The 24,203-nt window shown below is 69.8% G+C and carries 27 protein-coding genes; 11 read left to right on the top strand and 16 right to left on the bottom strand.

Translation table 11 applies throughout. The features are described from left to right. Nucleotides 1-52 precede the first annotated feature (52 nt). Nucleotides 53-2,917: an MMPL family transporter gene (locus B0B14_RS01335; RefSeq protein ID WP_076679623.1), complete on the top strand. Its 2,865-nt coding sequence runs from the start codon at nt 53-55 to the stop codon at nt 2,915-2,917. Beyond that, nucleotides 2,914-4,962: a YhgE/Pip domain-containing protein gene (locus B0B14_RS01330; protein ID WP_076679622.1), complete on the top strand. Its 2,049-nt coding sequence runs from the start codon at nt 2,914-2,916 to the stop codon at nt 4,960-4,962. Before B0B14_RS01335 ends, B0B14_RS01330 begins: the two co-directional genes overlap by 4 nt. A 171-nt stretch (nt 4,963-5,133) precedes the next feature. Here B0B14_RS01330 and B0B14_RS01325 read toward each other — a convergent pair whose 3' ends face one another. From B0B14_RS01325 to B0B14_RS01275, 11 genes are all read right to left on the bottom strand, one after another. Next, on the bottom strand, nt 5,134-5,754 hold the full coding sequence (locus B0B14_RS01325; protein WP_076679621.1) for a DUF4232 domain-containing protein: 621 nt from the start codon (nt 5,752-5,754) through the stop codon (nt 5,134-5,136). A gap of 43 nt (nt 5,755-5,797) precedes the next feature. Next, nucleotides 5,798-6,901, bottom strand: coding sequence for a c-type cytochrome biogenesis protein CcsB (gene ccsB / locus B0B14_RS01320; protein ID WP_076679620.1), 1,104 nt, complete (start codon nt 6,899-6,901; stop codon nt 5,798-5,800). 9 nt (nt 6,902-6,910) lie between these two features. Next, nucleotides 6,911-8,668: a cytochrome c biogenesis protein ResB gene (locus tag B0B14_RS01315; RefSeq protein WP_076679619.1), complete on the bottom strand. Its 1,758-nt coding sequence runs from the start codon at nt 8,666-8,668 to the stop codon at nt 6,911-6,913. Next, nucleotides 8,649-9,488: a cytochrome c biogenesis CcdA family protein gene (locus tag B0B14_RS01310; RefSeq protein WP_076679618.1), complete on the bottom strand. Its 840-nt coding sequence runs from the start codon at nt 9,486-9,488 to the stop codon at nt 8,649-8,651. Before B0B14_RS01310 ends, B0B14_RS01315 begins: the two co-directional genes overlap by 20 nt. Further along, complete coding sequence (locus B0B14_RS01305; RefSeq protein WP_076679617.1) at nt 9,485-10,090, bottom strand: TlpA family protein disulfide reductase; 606 nt, start codon at nt 10,088-10,090, stop codon at nt 9,485-9,487. Before B0B14_RS01305 ends, B0B14_RS01310 begins: the two co-directional genes overlap by 4 nt. Then, nucleotides 10,090-10,719, bottom strand: coding sequence for a histidine phosphatase family protein (locus B0B14_RS01300; RefSeq protein ID WP_076679616.1), 630 nt, complete (start codon nt 10,717-10,719; stop codon nt 10,090-10,092). Before B0B14_RS01300 ends, B0B14_RS01305 begins: the two co-directional genes overlap by 1 nt. Before the next feature lie 48 nt (nt 10,720-10,767). Beyond that, complete coding sequence (locus B0B14_RS01295; protein WP_076679615.1) at nt 10,768-11,040, bottom strand: hypothetical protein; 273 nt, start codon at nt 11,038-11,040, stop codon at nt 10,768-10,770. Between the two features lie 28 nt (nt 11,041-11,068). Beyond that, on the bottom strand, nt 11,069-11,818 hold the full coding sequence (locus B0B14_RS01290; RefSeq protein ID WP_076681202.1) for an SDR family oxidoreductase: 750 nt from the start codon (nt 11,816-11,818) through the stop codon (nt 11,069-11,071). A 306-nt stretch (nt 11,819-12,124) separates the two neighbouring features. After that, nucleotides 12,125-12,580 carry a DUF2510 domain-containing protein gene (locus B0B14_RS01285; protein ID WP_076679614.1) on the bottom strand — a complete coding sequence of 152 codons (456 nt, stop codon included), beginning with the start codon at nt 12,578-12,580 and terminating at the stop codon, nt 12,125-12,127. A gap of 27 nt (nt 12,581-12,607) precedes the next feature. Further along, complete coding sequence (locus tag B0B14_RS01280; RefSeq protein WP_076679613.1) at nt 12,608-13,066, bottom strand: GNAT family N-acetyltransferase; 459 nt, start codon at nt 13,064-13,066, stop codon at nt 12,608-12,610. A gap of 17 nt (nt 13,067-13,083) precedes the next feature. After that, the gene (locus B0B14_RS01275; RefSeq protein ID WP_076679612.1) at nt 13,084-13,755 is read right to left on the bottom strand and encodes a DedA family protein; all 672 of its coding nucleotides are present in this window, start codon (nt 13,753-13,755) and stop codon (nt 13,084-13,086) included. 97 nt (nt 13,756-13,852) lie between these two features. On the opposite strand from B0B14_RS01275, the gene aspS reads away from it, so the two are divergent. The 7 genes from aspS to B0B14_RS01240 all read left to right on the top strand — a co-directional run bounded on the left by aspS (nt 13,853) and on the right by B0B14_RS01240 (nt 20,424). Continuing rightward, complete coding sequence (gene aspS, locus B0B14_RS01270) at nt 13,853-15,211, top strand: aspartate--tRNA(Asn) ligase (protein WP_076679611.1); 1,359 nt, start codon at nt 13,853-13,855, stop codon at nt 15,209-15,211. Between the two features lie 13 nt (nt 15,212-15,224). Next, entirely contained in the window at nt 15,225-16,016 is a 792-nt protein-coding gene (locus B0B14_RS01265; protein ID WP_076679610.1) for a tyrosine-protein phosphatase, read from the top strand. Nucleotides 16,017-16,164: 148 nt separating this feature from the next. Beyond that, complete coding sequence (locus B0B14_RS01260; protein ID WP_076679609.1) at nt 16,165-17,313, top strand: ABC transporter substrate-binding protein; 1,149 nt, start codon at nt 16,165-16,167, stop codon at nt 17,311-17,313. Continuing rightward, nucleotides 17,310-18,245, top strand: a complete 936-nt coding sequence (locus B0B14_RS01255; RefSeq protein WP_372236625.1) for an ABC transporter permease — start codon at nt 17,310-17,312, stop codon at nt 18,243-18,245. Before B0B14_RS01260 ends, B0B14_RS01255 begins: the two co-directional genes overlap by 4 nt. Then, nucleotides 18,233-19,036, top strand: coding sequence for an ABC transporter permease (locus B0B14_RS01250; RefSeq protein ID WP_083710254.1), 804 nt, complete (start codon nt 18,233-18,235; stop codon nt 19,034-19,036). The genes B0B14_RS01255 and B0B14_RS01250 overlap by 13 nt, the downstream gene beginning before the upstream one ends. Continuing rightward, on the top strand, nt 19,033-20,181 hold the full coding sequence (locus tag B0B14_RS01245) for an ABC transporter ATP-binding protein (RefSeq protein WP_076679606.1): 1,149 nt from the start codon (nt 19,033-19,035) through the stop codon (nt 20,179-20,181). The genes B0B14_RS01250 and B0B14_RS01245 overlap by 4 nt, the downstream gene beginning before the upstream one ends. 66 nt (nt 20,182-20,247) lie before the next feature. Further along, nucleotides 20,248-20,424, top strand: coding sequence for a YegP family protein (locus B0B14_RS01240; RefSeq protein WP_076679605.1), 177 nt, complete (start codon nt 20,248-20,250; stop codon nt 20,422-20,424). A 15-nt stretch (nt 20,425-20,439) separates the two neighbouring features. On the opposite strand, the gene B0B14_RS01235 is transcribed toward B0B14_RS01240, so the two are convergent. From B0B14_RS01235 to B0B14_RS01215, 5 genes are all read right to left on the bottom strand, one after another. Then, nucleotides 20,440-20,709 carry a glutaredoxin family protein gene (locus B0B14_RS01235; RefSeq protein ID WP_083710253.1) on the bottom strand — a complete coding sequence of 90 codons (270 nt, stop codon included), beginning with the start codon at nt 20,707-20,709 and terminating at the stop codon, nt 20,440-20,442. 42 nt (nt 20,710-20,751) lie between these two features. Further along, nucleotides 20,752-21,072: a rhodanese-like domain-containing protein gene (locus B0B14_RS01230; protein WP_372236624.1), complete on the bottom strand. Its 321-nt coding sequence runs from the start codon at nt 21,070-21,072 to the stop codon at nt 20,752-20,754. A gap of 53 nt (nt 21,073-21,125) precedes the next feature. Further along, on the bottom strand, nt 21,126-21,224 hold the full coding sequence (locus B0B14_RS01225) for a 30S ribosomal protein bS22 (RefSeq protein ID WP_003792170.1): 99 nt from the start codon (nt 21,222-21,224) through the stop codon (nt 21,126-21,128). Between the two features lie 81 nt (nt 21,225-21,305). Next, nucleotides 21,306-21,497: a helix-turn-helix domain-containing protein gene (locus B0B14_RS01220; RefSeq protein WP_076681200.1), complete on the bottom strand. Its 192-nt coding sequence runs from the start codon at nt 21,495-21,497 to the stop codon at nt 21,306-21,308. 113 nt (nt 21,498-21,610) lie between these two features. After that, nucleotides 21,611-22,027 carry an ArsR/SmtB family transcription factor gene (locus tag B0B14_RS01215; RefSeq protein WP_076679603.1) on the bottom strand — a complete coding sequence of 139 codons (417 nt, stop codon included), beginning with the start codon at nt 22,025-22,027 and terminating at the stop codon, nt 21,611-21,613. Between the two features lie 68 nt (nt 22,028-22,095). Between B0B14_RS01215 and B0B14_RS01210 the strand changes: the two genes are divergently transcribed. Then, a complete protein-coding gene (locus B0B14_RS01210) occupies nt 22,096-23,535 on the top strand; it encodes a TrkH family potassium uptake protein (RefSeq protein WP_076679602.1) in 1,440 nt (479 codons plus the stop codon). Next, entirely contained in the window at nt 23,528-24,199 is a 672-nt protein-coding gene (locus B0B14_RS01205; protein WP_076679601.1) for a potassium channel family protein, read from the top strand. Before B0B14_RS01210 ends, B0B14_RS01205 begins: the two co-directional genes overlap by 8 nt. Nucleotides 24,200-24,203: the final 4 nt, after the last annotated feature.

Here is a 24,203-nt window from a genome sequence, read left to right as displayed (position 1 = left end):
ATCGGATACAGAGCTGTATCGAGCACCCCTGACCGTCTGAACCGGAGCGCCCGTGTCCACTCTCCTGTACTCCCTCGGCCGCTGGTCGTACCGTCGCCCCTGGCGCGTCCTCGTGGCCTGGATCCTGCTGCTCGCCCTCGCGGGCGGCGGAGCCGCCCTGTTCATGAAGGGCACCGACAACTCGTTCTCGATCCCCGGCACCGAGGCGCAGGAGGGCATCCAGCTGCTCGATCGCACCTTCCCGCAGGCGAGCGGCACGAGCGCCCAGCTCGTCATCGTCGCGCCGGAGGACGCCCGCATCGACGAGGATCCGTACGCGGCCGAGATCGCCGACACGATCACGCAGCTCGAGAGCCTGGACGGCATCATCGCCGTGCAGGACCCCTTCGACGAGATGGTGACGGGTCTCGTCTCCGACGACGATCGCGCAGCCATCGTGCGCCTGCAGTTCGACGGACAGGCGACGGATGTCCCGGCCGGCACGAAGGACGAACTGGCTGCGGTCGCCGAAGGACTCCGCGAAGCGCTGCCCGACGGATCGCAGGTGGCGATCGGCGGCGACCTGTTCTCGACCTCGGTTCCCGGCCTCACGATCACCGAGGGCGTCGGCATCCTGATCGCCCTGTTCGTGCTCATCGTGACCTTCCGCTCCCTCGCGGTGGCGTTCTTCCCTCTCGCGAGCGCGATCATCGGCGTGGGTCTCGCGATCGCGCTCATCTACGTCTCGACCGCCTTCGCGACGATCTCCTCGACCACCCCGATGCTCGCGATCATGCTCGGCCTCGCCGTCGGCATCGACTACGCCCTCTTCATCGTCGCCCGACATCAGGACCAGGTGCGCGACGGGATCGAACCGGAGGAGTCCGCGGCGCGGGCCACGGGCACGGCCGGCTCCGCGGTGGTGTTCGCCGGCGTCACGGTGCTCATCGCCCTCATCGGCCTCGGCTTCGCCGGCATCCCGTTCCTCACGACCATGGGCATCGCCGCCGCGGTCGCCGTCGCGATCGCCGTGCTCGTCGCCGTGACGCTCACGCCGGCCTTCCTGGGCTTCGCGAAGGGCCGCGTCGCCGGCTGGAAGCGACGGGCTCCCCGTCGCACGCGGGGCGCGAAGCCGAAGCGCGGATTCGCCGACCGGTGGGTCACGGGCGTGACGCGGCATCCCGTCATCACCACCGTCGCCGTCGTCGTCGGCCTCGGCATCGTGGCCATCCCCGCTGCGAGCCTCGGCCTGGCCCTGCCCAACGCCGGCGTGCAGCCGAAGTCGAGCGAAGCCCGCCAGGCGTACGACCTCACCGCCGAGTACTTCGGACCGGGCTCCAACGGCCCGCTCATCATGACCGGCTCGATCGTCACCTCGACCGACCCCGTCGGCCTCATGAACGACATCGCCGACGAGATCGCGCAGATCCCCGGCGTGAAGGAGATCGCCCTCGCGACCCCGAATGAGACCGCCGACACGGGGCTGATCCAGATCGTCCCCGAGACCGCACCCGACGACCCCGCCACGGCGCAGCTCGTGCGCGACCTCCGCGCCGAGCACGACCGGCTGCTCGACGAGTACGGCGTCGATCTGAAGGTCACGGGCTTCACCGCCGTCGGCATCGACATCTCCGACCGCCTGGGCGCGGCCCTGGTCCCCTTCGGCGTGTTCGTCGTCGGGCTCTCGCTGATCCTGCTCATGATCGTGTTCCGCTCGATCTGGGTGCCGATCAAGGCCGCTGCCGGGTATCTCCTGTCGGTCGCCGCCTCGTTCGGCGTCGTGGCCGCGGTGTTCGAGTGGGGCTGGTTCGCCGACGCCCTCCACGTCACCAAGACCGGACCCGTCATCAGCTTCATGCCGATCATCCTGATGGGCGTGCTGTTCGGGCTCGCGATGGACTACGAGGTGTTCCTCGTCTCGCGCATGCGCGAGGACTTCGTCCACGCCCGCCGCGCCCGGCGCGGTCGACGGGACCGCGCGACCGCGATCGGGGCCGTCCGCAGCGGCTTCACGGCATCCGCCCGCGTGGTCACCGCCGCCGCCGTCATCATGTTCGCCGTGTTCGCGGCGTTCGTGCCGGAGGGCGACTCGTCGATCAAGCCGATCGCTCTCGGACTGGCCGTCGGCATCGCGATCGACGCGTTCCTCGTGCGCATGACGCTCGTGCCCGCCGTCATGGCCCTCCTGGGCGAGAAGGCGTGGTGGATGCCGCGCTGGCTCGACCGCATCCTCCCCCACTTCGACATCGAGGGCGAGGCGGTCGAGCGCGAGCTCGCCAATGCCGACTGGCCCGAGCCGCACACGACGTCGCCCGTCGTGGGAGACGACGTGTCGCTCGTCGCCGAGGGCGGGCGCCGGGAGGGCGAGGTGCCGCTGTTCACGGATGCCTCGTTCCGCCTCGAGCCGGGCGGCACGCTCATCGTGACGGGCGACCCCCGCGCGGCACGCGCGTTCGTCCTGACGATCGCCGGCCGGGTCGCACCCACGGGGGGTCGCCTGCGCGTCGCCGGCCACCTGCTTCCCGGTCGCGCCGCCTGGGTGCGCGCCCACGTGGGCGTGGCGCTCCTCGAGGGCTCGCTCGATCCGGCGAAGGACCTGCGCCGCGCCCTGAAGGGCACGAGCCTGGTGGCGATCGACGGCATCGACACGCTCGACGACGCGCACCGCGACCAGGTGGCCGCCGTTCTGCGCGACGCGACCGAACAGCGGCGCGCCGGTGATCGTCCGCTCACGCTCGTCGTGTCGGCGCGTCACGAGGGCGCGACGCTCTCGCTGCTCGCCGACGCGCATCGCTCCGCGCCGCAGTCGCTGGCGCTGCACGTCCGCCCGGCGCCCGGACGCACCGACACCGACGAATCCGAATCCCCCTCCTCCGCCGACGACCTCTTCGCCCGGTTCTCCGGTACGGAGTCGACCACCCCCGAGGTGACCGCATGACCCTCTCACTCGAACGCTCGCGCACGCGGCGACCCGTCACCTGGCTCACGCTGCTCGGCGTCATCCTGCTCCCCGTCGTGATCGGCGGCCTGCTCGTCGCCGCGCTGTACAACCCGACCGAGCGACTCGACAACCTGTCGGCCGCGATCGTGAACGAAGACGAGCCGGTCACGATCGACGAGCAGTACGTGCCCCTGGGGCGTCAGCTCACCGCCGGCCTCGTCGAAGGATCCGACGAGGTCGCCAGCAACCTCACGTGGACGATCTCGAACGCCGACGACGCCGCCGCGGGACTGGCCGACGGCCGCTATGCCGCCGTCGTGACGATCCCGTCGAACTTCTCCGCTGCGGCGACCTCCACCCGCCCCGGCGAGACGCCCGAGCAGGCCACCATCCAGGTGCAGACCTCCCCCGATGCGCTGATCGTGGACGACGCCATCACCGCGCAGGTGACCCAGGCGGCAGCATCCGTCATGGGCGAGCAGCTGTCGCAGGTCTACCTCGAGAACGTCTTCCTCGGCTTCACGACCCTCGGCGACCAGCTCGGGGAGGCGGCGGACGGAGCGAGCGAGCTCGCGGGTGGAGCTCAGGATGCCTCCACCGGCGCGGTCTCCCTGGCCGACGGCGTGCGACAGCTGTCCGACGGTGCATCAGAGCTCGGCTCGGGCGCGTCGGGCGTCGCGACGGGCGCCGGTTCGCTCGCGAGCGGTGCCGGACAGCTCGGGTCGGGTCTCGACACGATCGCGAGCGGCATCAGCGCATCGGCGAAGGGCGCGAGCGAGCTTTCCGCAGGACTCCGATCGGGGGCCGAGACTCTGCAGAACGGCGCCGATTCCCGCGGTCTCGTGCAGGCCGCTGCGGGCACTGAGGCTGCCGCCGGCGCCGCGTCGGACTCCGCCGGATTGACCGTCTCCGCCCTCGACGATCTCGTCGCCCGCTGTTCTGCGGCCACCGCCGACACGGCGTTCTGCCGCGATCTGCAGTCCGCGCTGGATAACGCGAACACGACGGCGACGGCCGCGGCGACCGCCGACACGTACGCGCCGCTCGTGGCGGCGGGGCTGCCGCAGCTCACCGCGGAGACCGCCGCCGGCATGCGCGCGGCAGCCGACGGCGGCGACACGATCGCGGGCGGCCTCACCCAGCTGGCGGCAGGCACCACGCAGTCGGCCGCCGGCGCCCGCGGTCTCCAGTCCGGCGCGGCGCAGCTGCAGTCCGGTGCGGCGCAGCTCGCCACCGGCGCGGGATCGCTCGCGACCGGTGCAGGCTCAGCCGCCGACGGCGCCGACGAGCTCGGCTCGGGCGTCTCGCAGCTGGCGGGGGGCGTCGGCAGCCTCGCCGACGGGCTCGCGACCGCCGCCGACCAGGTTCCGGCCTACACCGACAGCGAGGCGCAGAACCTCGCCGAAGTCGTCGCGAACCCCGTCGCAGCCGACGGCGTGGGCTCGACCCTGTTCGGCGCATCGGCGGTCCCGCTGCTGGCGACGCTCGCCCTGTGGTTCGGCGGCCTCGCGACGTTCATCGCGCTGCGCGCCGTCTCGGCCCGCGCGCTCACGTCACGTGCGGCATCCGCTCTCCTGGCCGGTCGCGCTCTGGCGCCGGCCGCCGGGATCGGGGCACTGCAGGGCCTGCTCGTGGCGATCGTCGTGCAGTTCGCGGCGGCGTACGAGTGGGGCGCGTGGTTCACCTTCGCCGGCGCCACGATCGTCGCCGGCATCGCCTTCGCGGCTGTGAACCAAGCGCTCGTGGCCGTCTTCGGCGGCGCAGGCCGATGGATCGCCGCCCTGGTCGGCGTGCTCGCCGTGGCGACGGGCGTCGTCTCGACGGCACCGGGCGTGCTGTCGTCGATCGCCGGGATCATGCCGACCTCGCCGGCCTACACCGCGATGCTCGCGGCCCTGGGCCCGGCCGGCGGAGTCTGGGCCGGCGTTGTCGGGATGCTGATCTGGGCCGTCCTCGCGTTCGCCGCGACGATCCTCGCCGTCACCCGCCGCCGCACGACCTCCGCACGGGCGCTGCTGAAGGCATCCCCCGTCGCGGCCTGAAGCCCCGGCCGCGCCCCGACCCTCTCCCCCCGGGGCCGGGGCGCGTCCGGTCGAGCGGACTCTCGTCCGCTGGCACGCGCCCACGTGGAGTACTCCCCTCGGCGCATCGTCGTGCGCTCAGCGAACGCGCCGGCGACCGGATACCGTGGCCGCGACGGCCGGGACCGCGCCTCAGCGGTTCAGCACCACCGGAGAGATGGCCATCTCGGCTCCCTCAGGAAGGGGGTCGAACTGATCGACCAGACAGATCGAGATCCCGGATGAGTAGCCGCGTGCCGTTCCGCCGCCCGGGTGAGTGACGGCGACGTACCCCGGAGCGAACGCGGTGCAGCCGTCGATCATGTCGGGGTTGGGGACGGTGAGACGCGCCGTCGCTGTGGAACCGGGTGGCAGCACGACAGCTGGGGCCATCATTCCCTCGGCCGGGATCGGGATCGATCCCATGTCCCCGACGTCCTCCGTGAAGAACCGCACGAGCGGATATCCGGCCAGGGTGCACGCCTCGACGCCGGTGTTCTCGAAAGTGATCGTCGCGCTCTGGCTGCCGGCGGCACCGGCCTCATCGACGAAGGCCGCGCGGATATCGGAGTCGAAGCAGGCGAACCCCTCCACGTCGGGTTCCTGCGGAGCGGGCTCCGGCGCGATGGTCACCGTCACCGTGGGCACCGGCTCCGCCGAGTCATCCGACATGGGGCGGAACATCCACAGAGCGAAAGCGATCAGCGCCGCCACCACGATGATCAGGGTGATCCAGACCGCGTTGCGCGAGCCCGCGCCGGATGACTCCGTCATGGCGAAAGGATGGCACCGCCGGTGCCACGGCGCCAGGGGCCGCTCAGCTCAGGCCGCTGTAGGCGTGCAGACCCTTGAAGAACATGTTGACGATCGTGAAGTTGAAGATCACGGCGGAGAAGCCGATGATCGACAGCCACGCCGACCGCGTCCCGCGCCAGCCGCGCGTCGCACGGGCGTGGATGTAACCCGCGTAGAGCACCCAGATCACGAACGTCCAGACTTCCTTGGTGTCGAAGCCCCAGTAGCGGCCCCACGCGTCGTTCGCCCAGATCGAGCCTGCGATGAGAGTGAAGGTCCAGAAGATGAAGCCGATGATCGCGAAGCGGTAGGCCAGCGACTCGAGCGCATCGGCGCTCGGCAGGGTCGCCAGGAAGCGCGGTCCGGTCTTGGGCGCCGTGGCGGTCTCGCCAGCGCCGACCGGGCCGCGCGCCGCCGCCTGCACGCGTGACTCGCGGCGGGCCTGCAGGAGCTGCAGCACCGAGAGTCCGAAGGCGAGCGCGAACAGCGCCGTCGCGAGCGACGCGACGAAGACGTGGATCACGAGCCAGATGCTCTTGAGCGGATCCATCAGGGGCACGACTTCGACGTAGAACGTGAAGGGCAGGGATGCCGCGCCGAGCAGCACGACGACCAAGCCCATGATGAACGTGCCGAGGAAGCGCAGGTCGTACTTGAAGAGCACCACGAGGTACACCGCGACGATGAGCAGCGTGCCCGTCATCGCGAACTCGTACATGTTGGCCCACGGCACGCGCTCGGCCGCGATGCCGCGCGTCACGGTGGCGCCCAGGTGGAAGAGGAAGCCAAGCACCGCCAGCGACGTTCCGATCCGTGCCCACACGAGCCTCTGCCGTTTCGCGGGACGCGCGCCGAGCGCGTCGTCGGCGGCCTTCTCCTGCGTGCGCAGGTCGTCGAGGGCGCGGGATGCCGAGGCACCCGTCGCCGTCGTTCCCGACGCGTATCCGGCCGCTCCGGCGCCCACGAGCTCGCGCTCGCGCACGGTCGCACCGCTCGCATCGACCGCGAGGGCGGAGCGGCGGGAGAGGTCGATCGCGTAGGCGACGAAGGCGAGGGCGTAGATCGCGATCGCGGTCCAGATCATCAGCACCGAGACGGTGTCGAGCGAGAACGTTTCGGCGGGCATGCCTTGATTCTACGCGGGCGTGGGACGGCGGAGCTCGGTCTCGAGCGCATCGCCGTGCTGCTGAGCGAACTGGTCGACGGCCGAACGGAGAGTCGGGTCCTCGCCGCGTGCGAGGCCGGCGTACTCGATCTTCAGAGTGTGCCCCGACGGCGTCGCCTTCACCCACATGCGGCGGCGCGGGACGAACAGCGCCGACAGCAGACCGAGAAGCGCGAGGATCGCGAATCCGAGCACCCACGGTGCCGCCGCATCCCGATGGATCGACAGCGAGACGAACCTCTTCACCGACCCGCCGTAGTTCTGCGACTGCGCCGCGTCGCTGCCCGCCTCGACGGCCGCATCGCTGGAGGACTCGTCGACGAACTCGATCGTGCCGAGCCCATCGGGAAGCGACATCCACTCCCCCGGGCGCAGCTCGATCGACGCGCCGTCGGTCTCGCGTCCCGTGAGCTTGGTCATGTCGCCGGTGTCGAGGGTGTACACCGAGCGCGGCGTGCCGTCGTCGATGCCGAGGTCGCCCTCGTAGACGTCGAGGGTCAGCGTGGGGTACACGAGCGCCGGATACGACGACGTCAGGGCGCCGGTCGTGAGCGGAGCCGCCGTCGGGTAGAAGAACCCGACGAGACCGAGCTGCTCGGGCATCCCATCAGGGATCTTGATGACGCCGAGGGAGACCATGTTCGTGTCCTGCGGCAGGAACGGCACCGACTCGTTGTAGACGACGTCGCCGTCCGCGTTGCGCACCACGATCGTGGGGGCGTAGCCGTTGCCCATCAGATAGACGCGGTCGCCGGCGATCTCGAGCGGGTGGTTGACCCGGACGACACCCTCCTGAGGGTCTTCGCCGGGGAACTGGGTCGTCAGATTGGCCGCGAAGTCGCCCGCCTGACCGCCGCCGGCCGCTCCCGGCGGCTGGTAGGTCACGTCGAACGAATCGAGCGTCATCGAGAACGGCGCGAGGGCCTCGGGGTCGACGAAGCGGCCGGGATTGAACGTCGTGTAGTCGAGCATCGTGTTGACGAAGGTGCGGCCTTCGACGATGACCGTCTGCCCCGTGTACGTGAAGCCCCCGCCGATGCCGACCGACAGCAGCACGCCGATCAGCGCCGTGTGGAAGACGAGGTTGCCGGTCTCGCGTGCGTATCCGCGCTCCGCCGAGACCGAGAGCGTCGCGCCCTGGTCGTAGCGCTCGACGCGGTAGCCGGCCTTCTTCAGCTGCGCGGCGGCGAGGGCGATGGAAGCCTCCGCCGCCTCGCTCCCTGAGCCTGCCGACGGGTCGCCCGCCAGCTCCACGAGCGACTCGCGGTGCACGTCGAGCCGGGTGAGGCGCGCAGGGGTGCGCGGGGGCCGCGCCTGCAGCGCCTTCAGGTGGTGCTTCGTGCGCGGGATGACGCAGCCGATGAGCGAGATGAACAGCAGGATGTAGATCGCCGAGAACCAGGCCGACGTGTAGACGTCGAACAGCTGCAGCGTGTCGAGCACGGGCGCGAGATCGGGGTTGTCGACGAAGTACTGGGTGACGCCGTTCGGGTCGGCGCTGCGCTGCGGCACGATCGATCCGGGCACGGCGGCGATCGCCAGGAGGAGCAGCAGGACGAGCGCGGTGCGCATCGATGTGAGCTGGCGCCAGCCCCAGCGCAGCCACCCCACGACGCCGAGGGCCGGCTGCTGCACGTCGGAGTCGACGGCGGCTGCCGTGTCGGCGTGATCGCTCGGGCGGAGCGGATCACCCGATGCGGCGACCTGGTCAGAGCGGGAGCGGGACACTCTGGAACACCCCCTGCAGCTGGATCATCCAGGAGTTCCACACGCCCGTGACCATCAGCAGGCCGAGCACGATGAGCATCGCGCCCCCCACGAGGTTGACGATGCGGATATGGCGGCGCAGGAACGCGACCGACCGCGTCGCCCAGCCGAACCCGAGGGTGAGGAGGACGAACGGGATGCCGAGCCCCAGAGAGTACGCGAGGCCGAGGAGCGCTCCGCGGACCGGATCGCCGAGGTTCCAGGAGACGGAGATGATCGCGGCGAGGGTCGGGCCGATGCACGGCGCCCAGCCGAGCCCGAGCGCGAGACCGAGCAAGGGCGCGCCGGCGAGTCCGATGTTGCCGCGCACCTGCGGCTTGAGCGTGCGCTGCGCGAACCCGAACGCGCCGATGAAGACCAGCCCCAGCAGGATGATGACGACACCGAGCACCCGGCTGACGACGTCGCTGTACTCGAGGAAGAATCGGCCGAGCGTTCCGCCGAGGATCGTGACGGCCATGAAGACGACCGTGAATCCCGCGATGAACAGCAGCACGCCGAGAAGCAGACGCGCCCGGGTCGGCTGCAGATCTCCGTCGCTCGATCCGGTCCGTGAGCTCGTCTCGGTGCGCTCGGCGACCGCGGTGCGCTCGGAGGCGGGAGTGCGCTCGAGGGCCGGAGTGCGCACCGGCCTGGGTGCGACCGCACCGCCGATGAACCCCAGGTACCCCGGCACGAGGGGCAGGACGCACGGCGACAGGAACGACACGAGCCCCGCGAGCACCGCGACCGGCAGCGCGACCCAGAGCGCTCCCCCCGCGATGACGGCGTCGATGTTCACGACGTCTCCTCGAGCACCGTCTTGACCATCGACTCGAGGATGGATGCCTCGGGCAGCTGCCCGATGATGCGTCCGGCCACGCGACCCTCGGCGTCGAGCACGAGTGTCGTCGGGGTGGCGTTGATCGGGGTGCGCTCGGCGAAGGCGAGCTTGACCGCACGGTCCTCGATCGTGATGAGGCTCGGGTAGGTCACCTCGAACGTCTTCGCGAAGGCCGCCGCCGCATCGGCGGAATCGCTCGTGTTGATGCCGAGGAAGGCGACATCCTGACCCTCGAACGACTGGTACGCCTCTTCGAGGTCGGCTGCTTCGGCACGGCACGGGCCGCAGTTCGCGTACCAGAAGTTCACGACGAGCACCTTGCCGGCGTAGTCGGCGCTGCCGACGGTGTCGCCGTTCTCCGTGACACCCTCGAACTCGACGGGCTCACCGCGCTGGTCTGCGGGGATCTCGTCGGTCTGCAGTCCGCTCGCGGCGATGTAGCCCTTGTTGTCGCCGGCCCGGTACTGCTCGGCGAGCGGGTCGTTGGCGCAGGCCGCGAGCCCTGCCGTCAGCACCGAGACGAGGGCGAGGGATGCCGCGACCCGAGCGCGCCGGCGCATCAGACTGCTCCCACGTCGACGGCGCCTGCCGTGGTGGCGGGTTCGGCGTAGCCGACCTCGACCCAACCGTGGTCGGTGCGCTCGAACGACGTGACGCTCGACAGCGCGCACCGCCGATTCCGCGGGTCGTGCTTCAGGGGTTCGCCCGCAACGGCGAGGTGCGTGACCCAGATCGGGAGCTGGTGCGACACGATCACGGCATCGCCGGACGCCGTGCGGTTCCAGGCATCCGTCATCGCCGCGTCCATCCGCGCGACGACCTGTGCGTACGGCTCGCCCCAGCTCGGGACGGCGGGCGCGCGGAGGTGCCACCAGTTCACCGGGTTCAGCAGAGCCTTCTTCATGCGCTTGCCCTCGAAGACGTTGGTCGGCTCGATGACACGCTCGTCGACGATCGGCTCGATGCCGAACCGCTCGACGAACGGCTCCGCCGACTCGCGCGTGCGCTGCAGCGGCGAGCACACGAGGGAGCCGATCGGGCGATCGAGTCCCCCCACGTAGTCGGCGGCCTGGCGGGTCATCCGGCGCCCGTCGACGCTCAATCCGAAGTTCGGGAGTCGCCCGTAGAGCACGCGCGCGGGGTTGTGGACTTCCCCGTGGCGCACGAGATGGAGGCGGGCGGCGGGCACCCCTCCAGTCTACGGTGGCCGATCCTGCGGACCGGCCGAGAGCCGGGCTCATCCTCGGACGCCGTCGGGCGCCGCGAGGGCGAACGGGTCGGCGCAGAGGACGGGATTCCCGACGGCCCAGGCGATGCAGTGCCCGCGCGGAGGCGGAGCGTCGACCTCGATGCCGCCGGAGACGATCTGGGTGAGCACCGTCTCGACGAGGGCGACGGCGAAGCCGACCGCCGCCCGACGACGTCGCCGTCGCTCGACCGCGACGGGCAGATAGGTGGGAGCGGACGGCTGCGCGAGTTCGACAGCGGTGCGAAGAAGACGAAGAGACACGCGAGCACGCTAGGGCGCCGCGGGTCGGCTACGACGAGAAGCCGCCGTCGCTGTGGATGAGCTGCCCGGTCACCCAGGCTGAGGAGGAGGAGACGAGGAAGCGGACGAGCTCGGCCGTGTCGGCGGGGGTGCCCAGGCGCCCGGTCGGCTGGCGCTCCTCGAGAGCTGCTCGGGTCTCGGCATCCATCCATCCCGTGTCGATCGGACCGGGATTCACGAGATTGGCCGTGATGCCGAGGTGACCCAGCTCGCGCGCGGCGGCGTGCACGATGCGGTCGAGTGCCCCCTTGCTCGCTCCGTACGGGAGGTTGTGAGCGACGTGATCGCTCGTGAGGGCCACGATGCGCCCACCTTCCTCGGGCACCTGCAGCGCGAATGCCCGGATGAGCAGCCACGCCGCGCGGACGTTGACGGCGAAGTGCCGGTCGAAGCTGTCGAGGGTCGTGTCGAGGATCGACGAATCGACGCCCTCCGAGTGCGAGAGCACGAGGGCGCTCACGGGACCGAGCGTCGCGGCATCCGCCATCACACGGTCGGGTGTGAGGGCGTCGGCGAAGTCCGCCTCGATGCGGAGGGCGCGGGCCCCGCGGGAGACCAGCGCGTCTTCGAGTTCACGCGCCCCCACGGCGGGATCGGCTTGCAGCGGAACCCGCCCCTCGTAGGCGGTCCAGGTCGTGAACGCGACGTCCCATCCATCGTCGGCGAGAGCGAGGGCGATGGCGTGGGCGATGCTGTTCGACCGGCCGGCACCGGTCAGGAGGGCGACGGGTCTGGGCATCCATCGATCATCCCAGGCTGTGCGGAACGCGTTGTCCACAGCCCTCGTTTTCCACCCCTGATCTGGGTTGGAATGTCAGCGGTGGTCGGCAGGATGGGCGACTGACCACCCGGATGGGATGCCGAAACGTCTCCGATCTCGTTCACCGTGCACCCGATGCTCGGGGGCCTCCGCAGGGCGGTTCGAGCGCACCGCGGGGTGCCCGAAGTCCAGGCCCCTCGCTGATACGACCGCGATCAGGTCTGGCGGCCCGCCACGACATCCGTCACGCGTCTTCTCGACGCGACCGTCTGGAGGACGTGACCCTCACTGCCATCCTGTTCGCACGTGGTACCGGGCCGTCTCGTTGACCCACTCCGCGAAGCGCTGCGCCTCGGCGCCGAGCGCCGGACCCACCGGGGCGATCCAGACATCCTCGAGACCTTCGATCCGCAGCTCCCCGTTTCCGACCCTCGCCATCACCCCTGCGACGGGCTGACTCGCGGCGCCGTAGTGGATCCACGACCCATCGACCACGACGCCGGCGAAGACGGTCTCCCGCCCGCTGAACCGCCACTGCGCCGTCCACTGCGTGCCGTCCCACCAGCGCAGGCGCCCTCGGCTCTCGTACCAGCCGGCCGGAGCCGCCGCACGTCGCTCGGCGGCGTGCAGCACGGCCGACGAGCCCGTCAGGTCGGCGACATCGCCACCCCACTGGCGGCCGTCCCACCAGCGCTGGCTTCCGGACCCGTCGTCGTACCACCCGGGAGCGATGTCGGTCATGGCCACGACAGTACCCGGGAGACCTGCTCAGAGATGCTTGATGAGCCGTTCATCCGTCTCGGTCGCGATGCGACGGATGCCGGCATCGTCCATGTACTCGTAAGTGGTGGTGGTCAGCTCACCCGTGCCGTCGTACCCGAGGCGTTCGTAGAGGGCCCGGGCTCGGGGGTTGTCGGCACCGACGCCGATCGAGAGCGACCCGGATCCGACGAGCCGCTCCGCCGCCGCGATGAGCGCAGATCCCACTCCTCGACCGCGCGCGCCCGCGCGTACGGACAGGTTCGCCAGCTCGACCTCGTCGCTCCAGCGGATCTCCGCCGAGCCCACGTTCTCCGCGCCCTCCCAGGCGCCGAGGAGCGTGGAGGACCCGGCACGCTGCAACGCCCACATCGCCCGGACGAACCCCTGTCCGGGCGGTTCGGATCCCTCGATGACGGTGATCTCGGCCTCTTCGAGGGGCCGGATGTCGAGCGACTCGGCTGCCATCGGCGTCACGCGGTCGGTCAGTCGGCGAGCGACGCGGCGTCGCCGTCGCCACCGCGAGCGGCGAGCAGCGAGCGGATGCGGGCGTAGACGAACCAGGCGACCCCGACACCGACTGCGGCGATCACGACGTACTGCACGACATCGACGTACGCCTCGACGACGTGCCACGACTCGCCCAGGAACCATCCGCAGAGCACGAAGATCGCGTTCCAGATCAGGCTGCCCGCGGCCGTGAGGAAGCCGAAACGCCAGATCGGCATCCGAGTGACACCGGCGGGGATCGAGATGAGACTGCGGAACAGCGGGATCATCCGTCCGAAGAACACGGCCTTGCCTCCGTGCTTTCGGAACCACGCGACGGTGCGGTCGACGTCTTCCGGATGCAGCAGCGGCACCTTCGCGGAGATCGCCCGCAGCCGTGCGAGCCCGAGCCACGCGCCGAGTCCGTACAGCGCGAACGCGCCGATGATCGAGCCCATGGTGGTCCACGCGAGCGCCTCGAAGAGGCTGAACGAGCCGCGGGACGCGGCCAGGCCTGCCATCGGAAGGATCACTTCGCTCGGCAGTGGCGGGAACACGTTCTCGAGGGCGATCGCGATACCGGCCCCCGCGGGGCCGATGAGGTCCATGAGGGACACCGACCAATCGAGGATGGCGGCGAGCCAGGAGCCGTCCGAGGCTGTCGTCATCCCCCCACGCTAGGCGGAAGAGGTTAACCGATCCTGAGCATCCGCACAGGCTCAGGCTGTGAGAAGGGCACAGATCACCCGCCTAAACTGATCTCTCGTGAGTGAACGCGTTCTGGTGAAGCAGCTGCAGTCCCGTGAAGACGGTCCCGTCTCGGTGTCCGGATGGGTCGAGACCGTCCGCGATCAGAAGAAGGTGCAGTTCGTGATCCTCCGGGATGAGACGGGCGCCGTTCAGCTGGTGAACCCCGCGACGCGCCCGATCGACCCTTCGACGAGCTCCGGGACCGAGCAGGAGCAGGATGCCGCGGCCCTCACCCTCACCGACACGATCTCGGGCCTCGCGACCGGGACGTTCCTGACCGTGACCGGCGAGCTCAAGCACGATGAGCGGGTCAAGCTCGGCGGCGTCGAGATCAAGATCGCGTCGCTCGAGATCGCCGCGGCGGCCCTGCCCGAGACGCCGATCGCCCCCGACAGCGGACTCGACAAGCGGATGGACTGGCGCTTCCTCGATCTGCGCCAGCGCCGCAACAACCTGATCTTCCGCATCCAGACGACGTTCGAGCACGCGCTGCGCACGTACTGGATCGACCGCGACTACATCGAGATCCACTCGCCCAAGCTCATGGCGAGCCCGTCCGAGTCCAACGCCGAGCTGTTCGAGGTGCCGTATTTCGAGGACAAGACGGCGTACCTCGCGCAGTCGCCGCAGTTCTTCAAGCAGATGGCGCAGTCCGCGGGCTTCGGCAAGATCTTCGAGATCGCCCCCGCGTTCCGCGCCGACCCGTCGTTCACGAGCCGCCACGCCACCGAGTTCACGAGCATCGACGCCGAGATCAGCTGGATCGACTCGCACGAGGACGTCGCCCGGATGCAGGAGGAGATCCTGCAGACCGCGTTCCAGGCGGTCAAGGACAAGCACGGCGCCGAGATCGCAGAGCTCTTCGATGTCGAGGTGCAGGTTCCGACGATCCCGTTCCCCCGCATCCCGCTCGCCGAAGCGCTCGAGATCGTCAAGGCCCGCGGCTACGAGGTGCCCCGCACCGACGGCGACCTCGACCCGGAGGGCGAGCGCCAGATCGCGGCCTACGTGCAGGAGACGTTCGGGCATCAGTTCGTCTTCATCACCGACTACCACCCCGCGATCCGTGCGTTCTACCACATGCGCGACGCGGAGACCGGGCTCACCAAGTCGTACGACCTGCTCTTCAACGGCGTGGAGATCACGACAGGCGCGCAGCGCGAGCACCGCGTCGACGTGCTGATCGAGCAGGCGAAGGAGAAGGGCCTCGACCCCGAGCACCTCGACTTCTACCTCGACTTCTTCCGTTACGGGGTGCCCCCGCACGGCGGCTTCGGCATGGGCCTCGCACGTGTGCTGATGCTGCTGCTCGGCCAGGACTCGATCCGCGAGGTCACCTACCTGTTCCGCGGTCCGACGCGCCTCGCGCCCTGATCCCGCAGCGGTCATGATCGAGCTCGACGGCACGTTCAACTTCCGCGATCTCGGGGGGCTCCCGACATCCGGCGAACCCACGGCGTACGGCGTGCTGTACCGCTCCGATGCCCTGCACGCCCTCACCCCCGCGGGAGAGGCCGAGCTCGCGGCATCCGACATCGGCGTCATCGTCGACTTCCGCACGCGGACCGAGCGCGAGATGGCACCCGACCGGCAGCCGGCCGCTCGCCACATCCGCGACGTGCATCTCCCGCTCCTCGAGGGTGCGATGTCGCACCTCGTCACGGAGGCGCTCGAGGCCCGCGCGCTCGGCGATCACACGGCGCTGGGCCGTGCGGCCGAGACCGCCATGGCCAACCTGCCCACCCTCGGCGAGATGTACGTGCAGATGCTCGAGCACGGTGCAGCCTCGTTCGCCCAGGTCGCACGTCTCATCGCCGCGCCCGAACCGGAGCACCCCGGAGTGCTCATCCACTGCACCGCGGGCAAGGACCGCACGGGTGTGTGCGCGGCCCTGATGCTCGACGCCGTCGGAGTGGAGCGCGACGCGATCATCGCCGACTACACCGCGACGCAGCAGCACCTCAGCGGCGCCTGGCTCGATGCCATGACGCACTCGGTCACGCGATTCGGCGTCACGGTCTCGCCCGAACTCGCCGTGATCATGGGCGGCAGCCCCGCCTCCGAGATCGAGCGGGCGCTCGCGTGGATCGACGCCCGTGGCGGCTCGGCGGCCTATCTGCAGTCGGGCGGATCGACGGATGCCGAGCTCGCCGCCCTCCGTCAGCGCTTCGCGGGCTGAGTCCGGCCCCCTCCCCCGTCACCGACGCGTCGTCCTCCGTTCACGGAGAACGGGTCGGCGCGTCATCCGGCCTGCCTAGCGTTCCTCTCATCCCGATCAGATCCTGTGCCGCCGTGCGCCTGGATCGGACCACCGAGAGGAAAAGCACATGCTCCACCCCATCCGTGCCGCTCGCATGAGCGGCATCGGCATCGCGCTCGTCGCGGCCGCCGCCCTCGCGCTGACCGGCTGCGCGAGCGGCACACCCGCCGCAGGCTCATCCGACGCGGGCTCCGCCGTCGACGCCGCCACGGCCACGAGCCTCGCCGACTTCGGCACCCTCGAAGACCTCGAGGCGGCCGCGAAGGAGGAGGGGCGGCTCAACGTCATCGCCCTCCCCCGCGACTGGGCGAACTACGGCGAGATCATCGACGCGTTCACGGCGAAGTACCCCGAGATCACCGTCGAAGAGCAGTCGCCCGACGTCTCCAGCGCCGAGGAGATCCAGGCGGCCGAGACGAACGCGGGCCTCGACACCGCCCCCGACGTCTTCGACCTCGGTCTGACCGTCGCGCTGCAGAACACCGACGCCTTCGCCCCGTACAAGGTGCAGACGTGGGACGACATCCCCGACGCGCTGAAGGAGCCGAGCGGCCTCTTCGTCGGCGACTACGGCGGCTACATGTCGATCGGCTACGACTCGGCGAAGTTCCCCGAGCCGACGTCGCTCGACGACCTCCTCGGCGCCGACTACAAGGGATCGGTCGCCATCAACGGCGATCCGACCCAGGCGGGCGCGGCCTTCGCCGCTGTGGGTCTGTCGACGGTGCAGTCGGATGGCACGCTGGACGACTTCCAGCCGGGCATCGACTTCTTCTCCGAGCTCAACCAGGCCGGCAACCTGCTGAAGGTCGACGTCACGAGCGCCACGGTCGCCAGCGGCGAGACCCCCGTCGTCTTCGACTGGGACTACCTCAACGCCGCCCACGCCGCCGACAACGAGGACTGGAAGGTCGTGGTGCTCCCGGGCACGGGCTACGCGGGCTACTACAACCAGGCGATCAACATCGACGCGCCGCACCCGGCCGCCGCGCGCCTGTGGCAGGAGTTCCTCTACAGCGACGAGGTGCAGAACCTCTGGCTCAAGGGCGGCGCCCGGCCCGTGCGCATGGAGGCCATGATCGAGGCCGGCACGATCGACCAGGAGCTCGCCGACGCCCTGCCCGACGTGCCGTCCGAGACGGTCGTCCCCACCGAGGAGCAGAGCACCGCCGCCGGAAAGCTGCTCGGCGAGATGTGGGCCGCGGCCGTCCAGTGACGACCTCCGCCCTCGCCGGTCCGGACCTGGACCGCGTGACGAGCCCCGCCGCACCCGAGTCATCCGCTCGGGTACGGCGGGGCGGCACACGCGGCGGCTGGGCGTGGATCGGCCTCGCACCGTTCGTCGTCTACGTCGCCCTCTTCCTGGCGCTGCCGACGATCCTCTCCATCGGATCCGGGTTCTTCACCGCCGACGGCGCCTTCACGCTCGACAACGTGGCGGCCCTGGCCGATCCGGTCGTGCTGCAGACGTTCTGGAACTCGACGTGGCTGTCGCTGCTGACTGCCGTCATCGGCGCCGTCGTGGGCGCGCTGGTGTGCTGGGCGATGCTCGGCATGCGCGAGAGCGGCTTCACGCGGACGACGGTGGATGCCGCGGCCGGCGTGCTCGCCCAGTTCGGCGGGGTCATGCTCGCGTTCGCGTTCATCGCGACGATCGGCATCCAGGGCGTCGTGACGCAGGCGCTGCTGGCTGCGGGCATCGACATCTTCGCCGAGCGCCGCTGGATCTACGAACTGCCCGGGCTCATCCTTCCCTACGTCTACTTCCAGATCCCTCTCATGGTCATCACGTTCATGCCCGCCCTCTCGGCGCTGAAGCCGCAGTGGGCGGAGGCCAATCAGACCCTCGGCGGAACCCGCGCGAGCTTCTGGACGCACATCGGAGTGCCCGTGCTCGCCCCCTCCTTCCTCGCCTCGCTGCTCCTGCTCTTCGCGAACGCGTTCTCCTCGTACGCCACCGCCGCGGCTCTCGCGAGTCAGGGCTCGCAGATCGTGCCCCTGCAGATCCGCACGGCGCTCACCAGCGAGACCGTGCTGGGCCGCGAGAACCTCGCCGGGGCCCTCGCGCTGGGGATGATCGTGATCGTCGCGCTCGTGATGTGGGCGTACTCGCTCATCCAGCGTCGCGCAGCCCGGTGGCAGTCGTGAAGGGCCTCGCGCCCTCACGGGCTACGCGCTGGGTGATCGCGGTCGTCGTCGGGCTGTTCTTCGCGATCCCCCTCCTCTCGACGCTGCTCTACACGCTGCGCGACGGCGACGGGTTCTCCCTGGTGCACTGGGCGAGCCTGGTCGATCCTGCGCAGGCGAGCACGTTCGCGCCGATCTGGACGGGCCTGGCCAACTCGCTGCTCCTCGCCGTCGTGACGGTCGCGATCGTGCTGCTCCTGCTGGCCCCGACGATGATCCTCGTCCAGCTGCGGTTCCCCCGTCTGCGCCCGATCTTCGAGTTCGTCGTCCTGCTGCCCATCTCGATCCCTGCGATCGTCCTCGTCGTGGGGCTGGCCCCGATCTACCTGCAGGTCGGTCGCCTGCTCGGCACGGGAGCATGGACACTCGCGTTCGCGTACGGCATCACGGTGCTCCCCTTCGCCTATCGCGCGATCCAGGCCTCGATCGACGCCGTCGACCTCCGCACGCTCGCCGAGGCCGCCCGGTCGCTCGGCGCGAACTGGCCGACGGTCGTGCTCCGCGTGCTCGCCCCGAATCTGCGCACCGGCCTGCTGGCGGCATCTCTCATCTCCGTCGCGGTCGTGCTGGGCGAGTTCACGATCGCCTCGCTCCTCAATCGGCAGGTGCTGCAGACGGCGCTCGTGCTCGTCAACAAGATCGACGCCTACGCGGCCGCGATGTTCACGCTCCTGGCTCTGGCCTTCGCGTTCGCTCTCCTGCTCGCCATCGCTCTCGCGGGCCGCTCCCGCGCCGGAAGGACCAGCTCATGACCGCTGCCGACGCCGTCCCTCGGCCGCTCCCCCGCACGACCGACAACGTGCTGCTCGCCGAGGCCGGCTCCGGAACCCCGGTGCGCCTCGAGGGCATCGTGAAGGAGTTCGGCGCGACGCGCGTGCTGCACGGGGTGGACCTCGACATCGCCCCCGGCGAGTTCGTGTCGCTCCTCGGTCCGTCGGGATGCGGCAAGACGACACTGCTGCGCATCCTCGCAGGGCTCGAGCAGGCCACGGGCGGCGCCGTGCTCCTCGGCGGACGCGACGTGTCGGCCGTGCCGACGAACCGGCGCGACATCGGCATGGTGTTCCAGTCGTACTCGCTGTTCCCGCACCTCAGAGTGGCGGACAACACCGCCTTCGGCCTGCGGCGCCGGGGCGTGGGGAGGACGGATGCGGCACGCCGCGCTGCCGATGCGCTCGATCTCGTGGGGCTCGGCCACCTCGCCGAACGGTACCCGCACGAGCTGTCGGGCGGTCAGCAGCAGCGCGTCGCCCTCGCCCGAGCCCTCGTCACCGAGCCGCGCGTGCTGCTCCTCGACGAGCCGCTGTCGGCTCTGGATGCGAAGGTGCGGGTGCAGCTGCGCGACGAGATCCGCCGCATCCAGCTGCGCCTGGGCATCACGACGGTGTTCGTGACGCACGACCAGGAGGAGGCGCTGGCGGTGTCGGATCGCATCGCCGTGATGAACGCCGGCCGCATCGAGCAGATCGGCACTCCCGAGGAGCTCTACCAGCGACCCGCGAGTCCGGCGGTCGCGGCGTTCGTCGGGGTCTCGAGCCTCGTTCCCGGCGTCGTCGCCGGCGACGTCGTGCACGTGTGGGACTTCGACCTGCCGCTGCAGACGACGACGCTCGACGGACCGGTCGAGGTGTTCCTCCGGCCGGAGCACGTGCGGCTCGTCCGCTCGCCCGATGCCGGTACCCGCGCCGAGGTGCAGGAGAGCACGTTCCTCGGCAGCTTCCGCCGCACGCTCGTGCGCACGACCGATGGGGTCTTCGTGCAGGTGCAGCATCCGGCCGACGAGCGCGTGGAGTACGCCGACGTCGTGACGATCGCGATCGACCCCCATCCGGTCGCCGTCCGTCCGGCCCCCGGGCGCTCCGAGCCTTCCGTCCGCACCGGCGGACCGCTAGCGTGACCCCTGGCGGCTCAGCCGCAGGGCGACGGCGCCCGTGCCGTCGTGAGGACCGATGAAGGAGACACCGTGGCCGGCACGTTCGAACTGTGGGTCGACAAGGGCGGGCAGCACCGCTTCAACCTCAAGGCCTCCAACGGCCAGGTGATCGCGACGAGCGAAGGCTACTCGTCGAAGGCGAGTGCCCTGAAGGGCATCGAGTCCGTCAGGGCGAACGCCGCAGACGCGCCGGTCGTCGAGGTCTAGAGGCGGGTCGGAGCGTCAGCGCGCCGACGCCGACTCGACGAGGGCGGCGCGCAGGCGATCGCCGCTGACGCGCCAGTGGGCGTGCAGCTCGCCGTCGATCAGCACGACCGGGATCTTCTCCCACCACAGGTCGTACAGCGCGGCGTCGTCGGCGATCGAGACGTGCTCGACGACGATCTCGGCGGCGATCCGATCGGGCAGATCGGCGACGACGACGTCGACGATCTCCTCCGCGACCTCGCAGAGGTGGCAGTCGGGCTTGCCGATGATCGTCACGGTCGTCACGCATTCCATCCTAGGAACGCACCGTGGCCGCCGGACGACGGCTCACCGTTCGACGGGATACCCCGCAGCGATCCAGGCATCCGTTCCGCCCTCGACGTTCGTCGCGTCGTAGCCGCGGGCCTCGAGCGCTTCGACGACACGGCCGGAGCGCCCTCCGAGAGCGCAGATGACGGCGAACGCGCCGTCGGGCAGCTCGCCGAGGCGATCGCCGATCGTCGACATCGGGATGTTCACCGCTCCGGGCACATGACCCTCGGCGTACTCCCAGTCCTCGCGCACATCGATGACGGATGTCTCGGACGCGGCTTCGAGCTGCTGCACGGTGATGGTCTGCACGGTCTCCCTCTCGGCGACGGTCGTCACGGCGAGACACGAAGCGCCCGTCACGAGGACAGGCGCTTGGTGTCTGCGACCGCTTACTTCTTGTTGCGGCGCTGGTGGCGAGTCTTGCGAAGCAGCTTGCGGTGCTTCTTCTTCGCCATGCGCTTGCGGCGCTTCTTGATGACAGAACCCACGGAAAACCTCACTAAGTCGGGGTCTGGACGCGGATCGGTCCGCGCCCGGGATCGGCAAAGAGAAAAATGCCTTCGTACAGTCTAGCCGACGTCGGCGATGGGCCGTTGCAGGGCTGCGGTGACCGCCGATTCGGGGACGCGATAGCTGCGTCCGAACCGCACGGCCGGCAGCTCACCGGAGTGTACGAGACGGTAAACCGTCATCTTCGAGACGCGCATGAGCTCCGCGACCTCGGCCACGGTCAGAAAACGCACGTCCGGCATATCCGCCACCATGTCTCCACATCCCCCAGATCACTGATGCTGAGCACACTCTAGGGGCTACGCGGGACGCGTGTAAACCGGTGGGACTGCTGTGACTTCTGAGACGGACGTGATCGCCTCGCTCAGCGGCCGGGCAGCTTCTTCAGCGCCGACTCCAGCGCGTGCTTGGCGGATGCCGCTGCACGCCCGACGGCGTCGGCCGTCCGGGCGGCGGAATCGGGCAGCGGGGGCACCGCGGCGGCGAAGGCGGCCGAGGCATCCGTCTCATCGACGAGGAAGGGCATGAGCCAGTCGTCGACGGTGTCCAGCGGAGCCGGCGACAGGCTGTAGTAGCGGTGCTGACCCTCTTCGCGCACCGATACGAGGTCGGCCTCGCGGAGCACCTTGAGGTGCTTCGAGACGGTGGGCTGACTCGCTCCGAGCTCGGCCACGATCTGCGAGACGCTCGTCCCGCGCTCGCCTGCACCCGAGCGATCGAGAAGGAGCTGCAGGATGTCGCGCCTCGTTCCGTCCGCGATCACGTCGAAGATGTCCACCATGTGCTCAGAGTAGTCGGGCGCCCGGCGGAGTACCATGCAATGACTCCGGGATCGAAGGGTGGCGATGCATGGCGGCTGGCCCCGCTGGGTCGTTCGCGCGACGCCTCCCCGTCCTGGTGGACAGGGCGTGGGATCGCGTACGCAACCTCACCACCTCCTCTCCCGCGCGCTTCGCGGTGCTGATCTTCGTCGTGCTGATCCTGCTGTTCACCGCACTGTTCTCGCTTCCTGCCGCCGCCGCCGACGGCCGCGCCACCCCGCTGGCCGACGCGCTCTTCACCGCGGTCTCCACGATCTGCGTCACCGGCCTGTCGACCGTCGACATGTACTCGCACTGGTCCCCCTTCGGCCACCTCCTGACCTACATCGGCGTCAACGTCGGAGCCCTCGGCGTACTCACCCTCGCCTCGATCCTCGGCCTGGTCATCTCCAAGCGCCTCGGCCTGCGCGCCAAGCTCATCGCCGCAGGCGACTCCAACCCCATGCGCGCCCACGGCGGTCCCGTCAACGAAGGTCAGACCGTGCGTCTCGGCGAGGTGGGCTCGCTGCTGCGCACCGTCGCCATCGCGACGCTCGTGATCGAAGCCGGCCTCACCGTGCTGCTCTACCCCGCGCTCATCTGGTCGGGGGTCGACGCGCTCACCGCCCTCTGGGAAGCCCCCTACTACGCGGCGATGGCCTTCACGAACACCGGCTTCGTGCCCAACGCGAACGGCCTCGCCCCGTTCGCCGACGACTACTTCTTCTTGACCGTGCTCATGGCCGGCGTCTTCCTGGGGTCCATCGGCTTCCCCGTGATCTTCACGCTGTGGAAGCACCAGTGGCACTTCCGGTACTGGTCGCTCCACGCGAAGCTCACGATCATCACGACGGTCGTCCTGTTCTTCGCCGGCGCGCTCGTCTTCCTCGGACTGGAGCATTCGAACCCGCGCACGTTCGGGAGCATGGATGCGGTCGACACCACCTTCCAGTCGTTCTTCGTCTCGGCCATGACACGCTCGGGCGGATTCGCGGTGGTCGACATGGGCGAGTTCTACGGCTCATCGCTCGTCGTGGGCTCGATGCTCATGTTCGTCGGCGGCGGGTCGGCGTCCACGGCGGGCGGCATCAAGGTGACCACTCTGGCGGTCCTGGCGCTCGCGGTGTGGTCGGAGGCGAAGGGTCGCCAGTCCGTCGAAGCGTTCGGACGGCGCATCCCCAGCGACGTTCAGCGGGTCGCGCTCTCGGTCGTCGCGTGGGGGGCCACCATCGTGGCCGTCTCGACGATCACGATCACTCAGATCTCGCAGGCTCCCGTCGAGAAGGTTCTGTTCGATGTGATCTCCGGCTTCGCGACGGTGGGGCTCTCGACCGGACTCACGGCGGAGCTCAGCGACCCGGCCGTCTACGTGATGGCCCTCACCATGTTCATGGGCCGCGTTGGTACAGTGACTCTCGCCGCGGCCGTGGCCGCGACATCCCGTTCGCAGCTGTATTCGCTGCCGGTGGAAAGGCCGATCGTTGGTTGAGCAGATCCGCGGGGACTCCCCCGTCCTCGTCATCGGACTCGGACGCTTCGGCGCCGCATGCGCCGGTGAGCTCGACCGCCTCGACCGCGAGGTCCTCGCGATCGACGACAGCCTCGAACTCGTCCAGAAGTGGTCGGAGCGCGTCACGCACACCGTGCAGGCGGATGCGCGCAACATCGACGCCCTCAAGCAGATCGGCGCGCAGGACTTCCAGGTCGCCGTCGTCGCGGTCGGGTCATCGATCGAGGCATCCGTCCTCATCACCGCGAACCTCGTCGACCTCAAGGTGCCGCAGATCTGGGCGAAGGCGGTGTCGCAGTCGCACGGCAAGATCCTCGCCCGGGTCGGGGCGAACCATGTGATCTACCCCGAGCGCGAGGCCGGCGAGCGGGTGGCGCACCTCGTGAGCGGACGGATGCTCGACTTCATCCGCTTCGATGACGACTTCGTGCTGGCCAAGATGTACCCGCCGAAGTTCATCCGCGGCGTGGGACTGAGCGAATCGGGTGTGCGCTCGAAGTACAACGTCACGGTCGTCGGCGTGAAGAGCCCCGGCAAGCCGTTCCGCTATGCCGAGGCGAACACGATCGTGACGAACCACGATCTGATCATCGTGTCGGGCACGAACTCCGACATCGAGCGGTTCGCGGGCCTCGATCGCTGACTCC

This window comes from Microbacterium sp. RU33B (assembly GCF_900155915.1).
Classification (GTDB): domain Bacteria; phylum Actinomycetota; class Actinomycetes; order Actinomycetales; family Microbacteriaceae; genus Microbacterium.
This window is presented reverse-complemented; position numbering and strand designations above follow the sequence as displayed.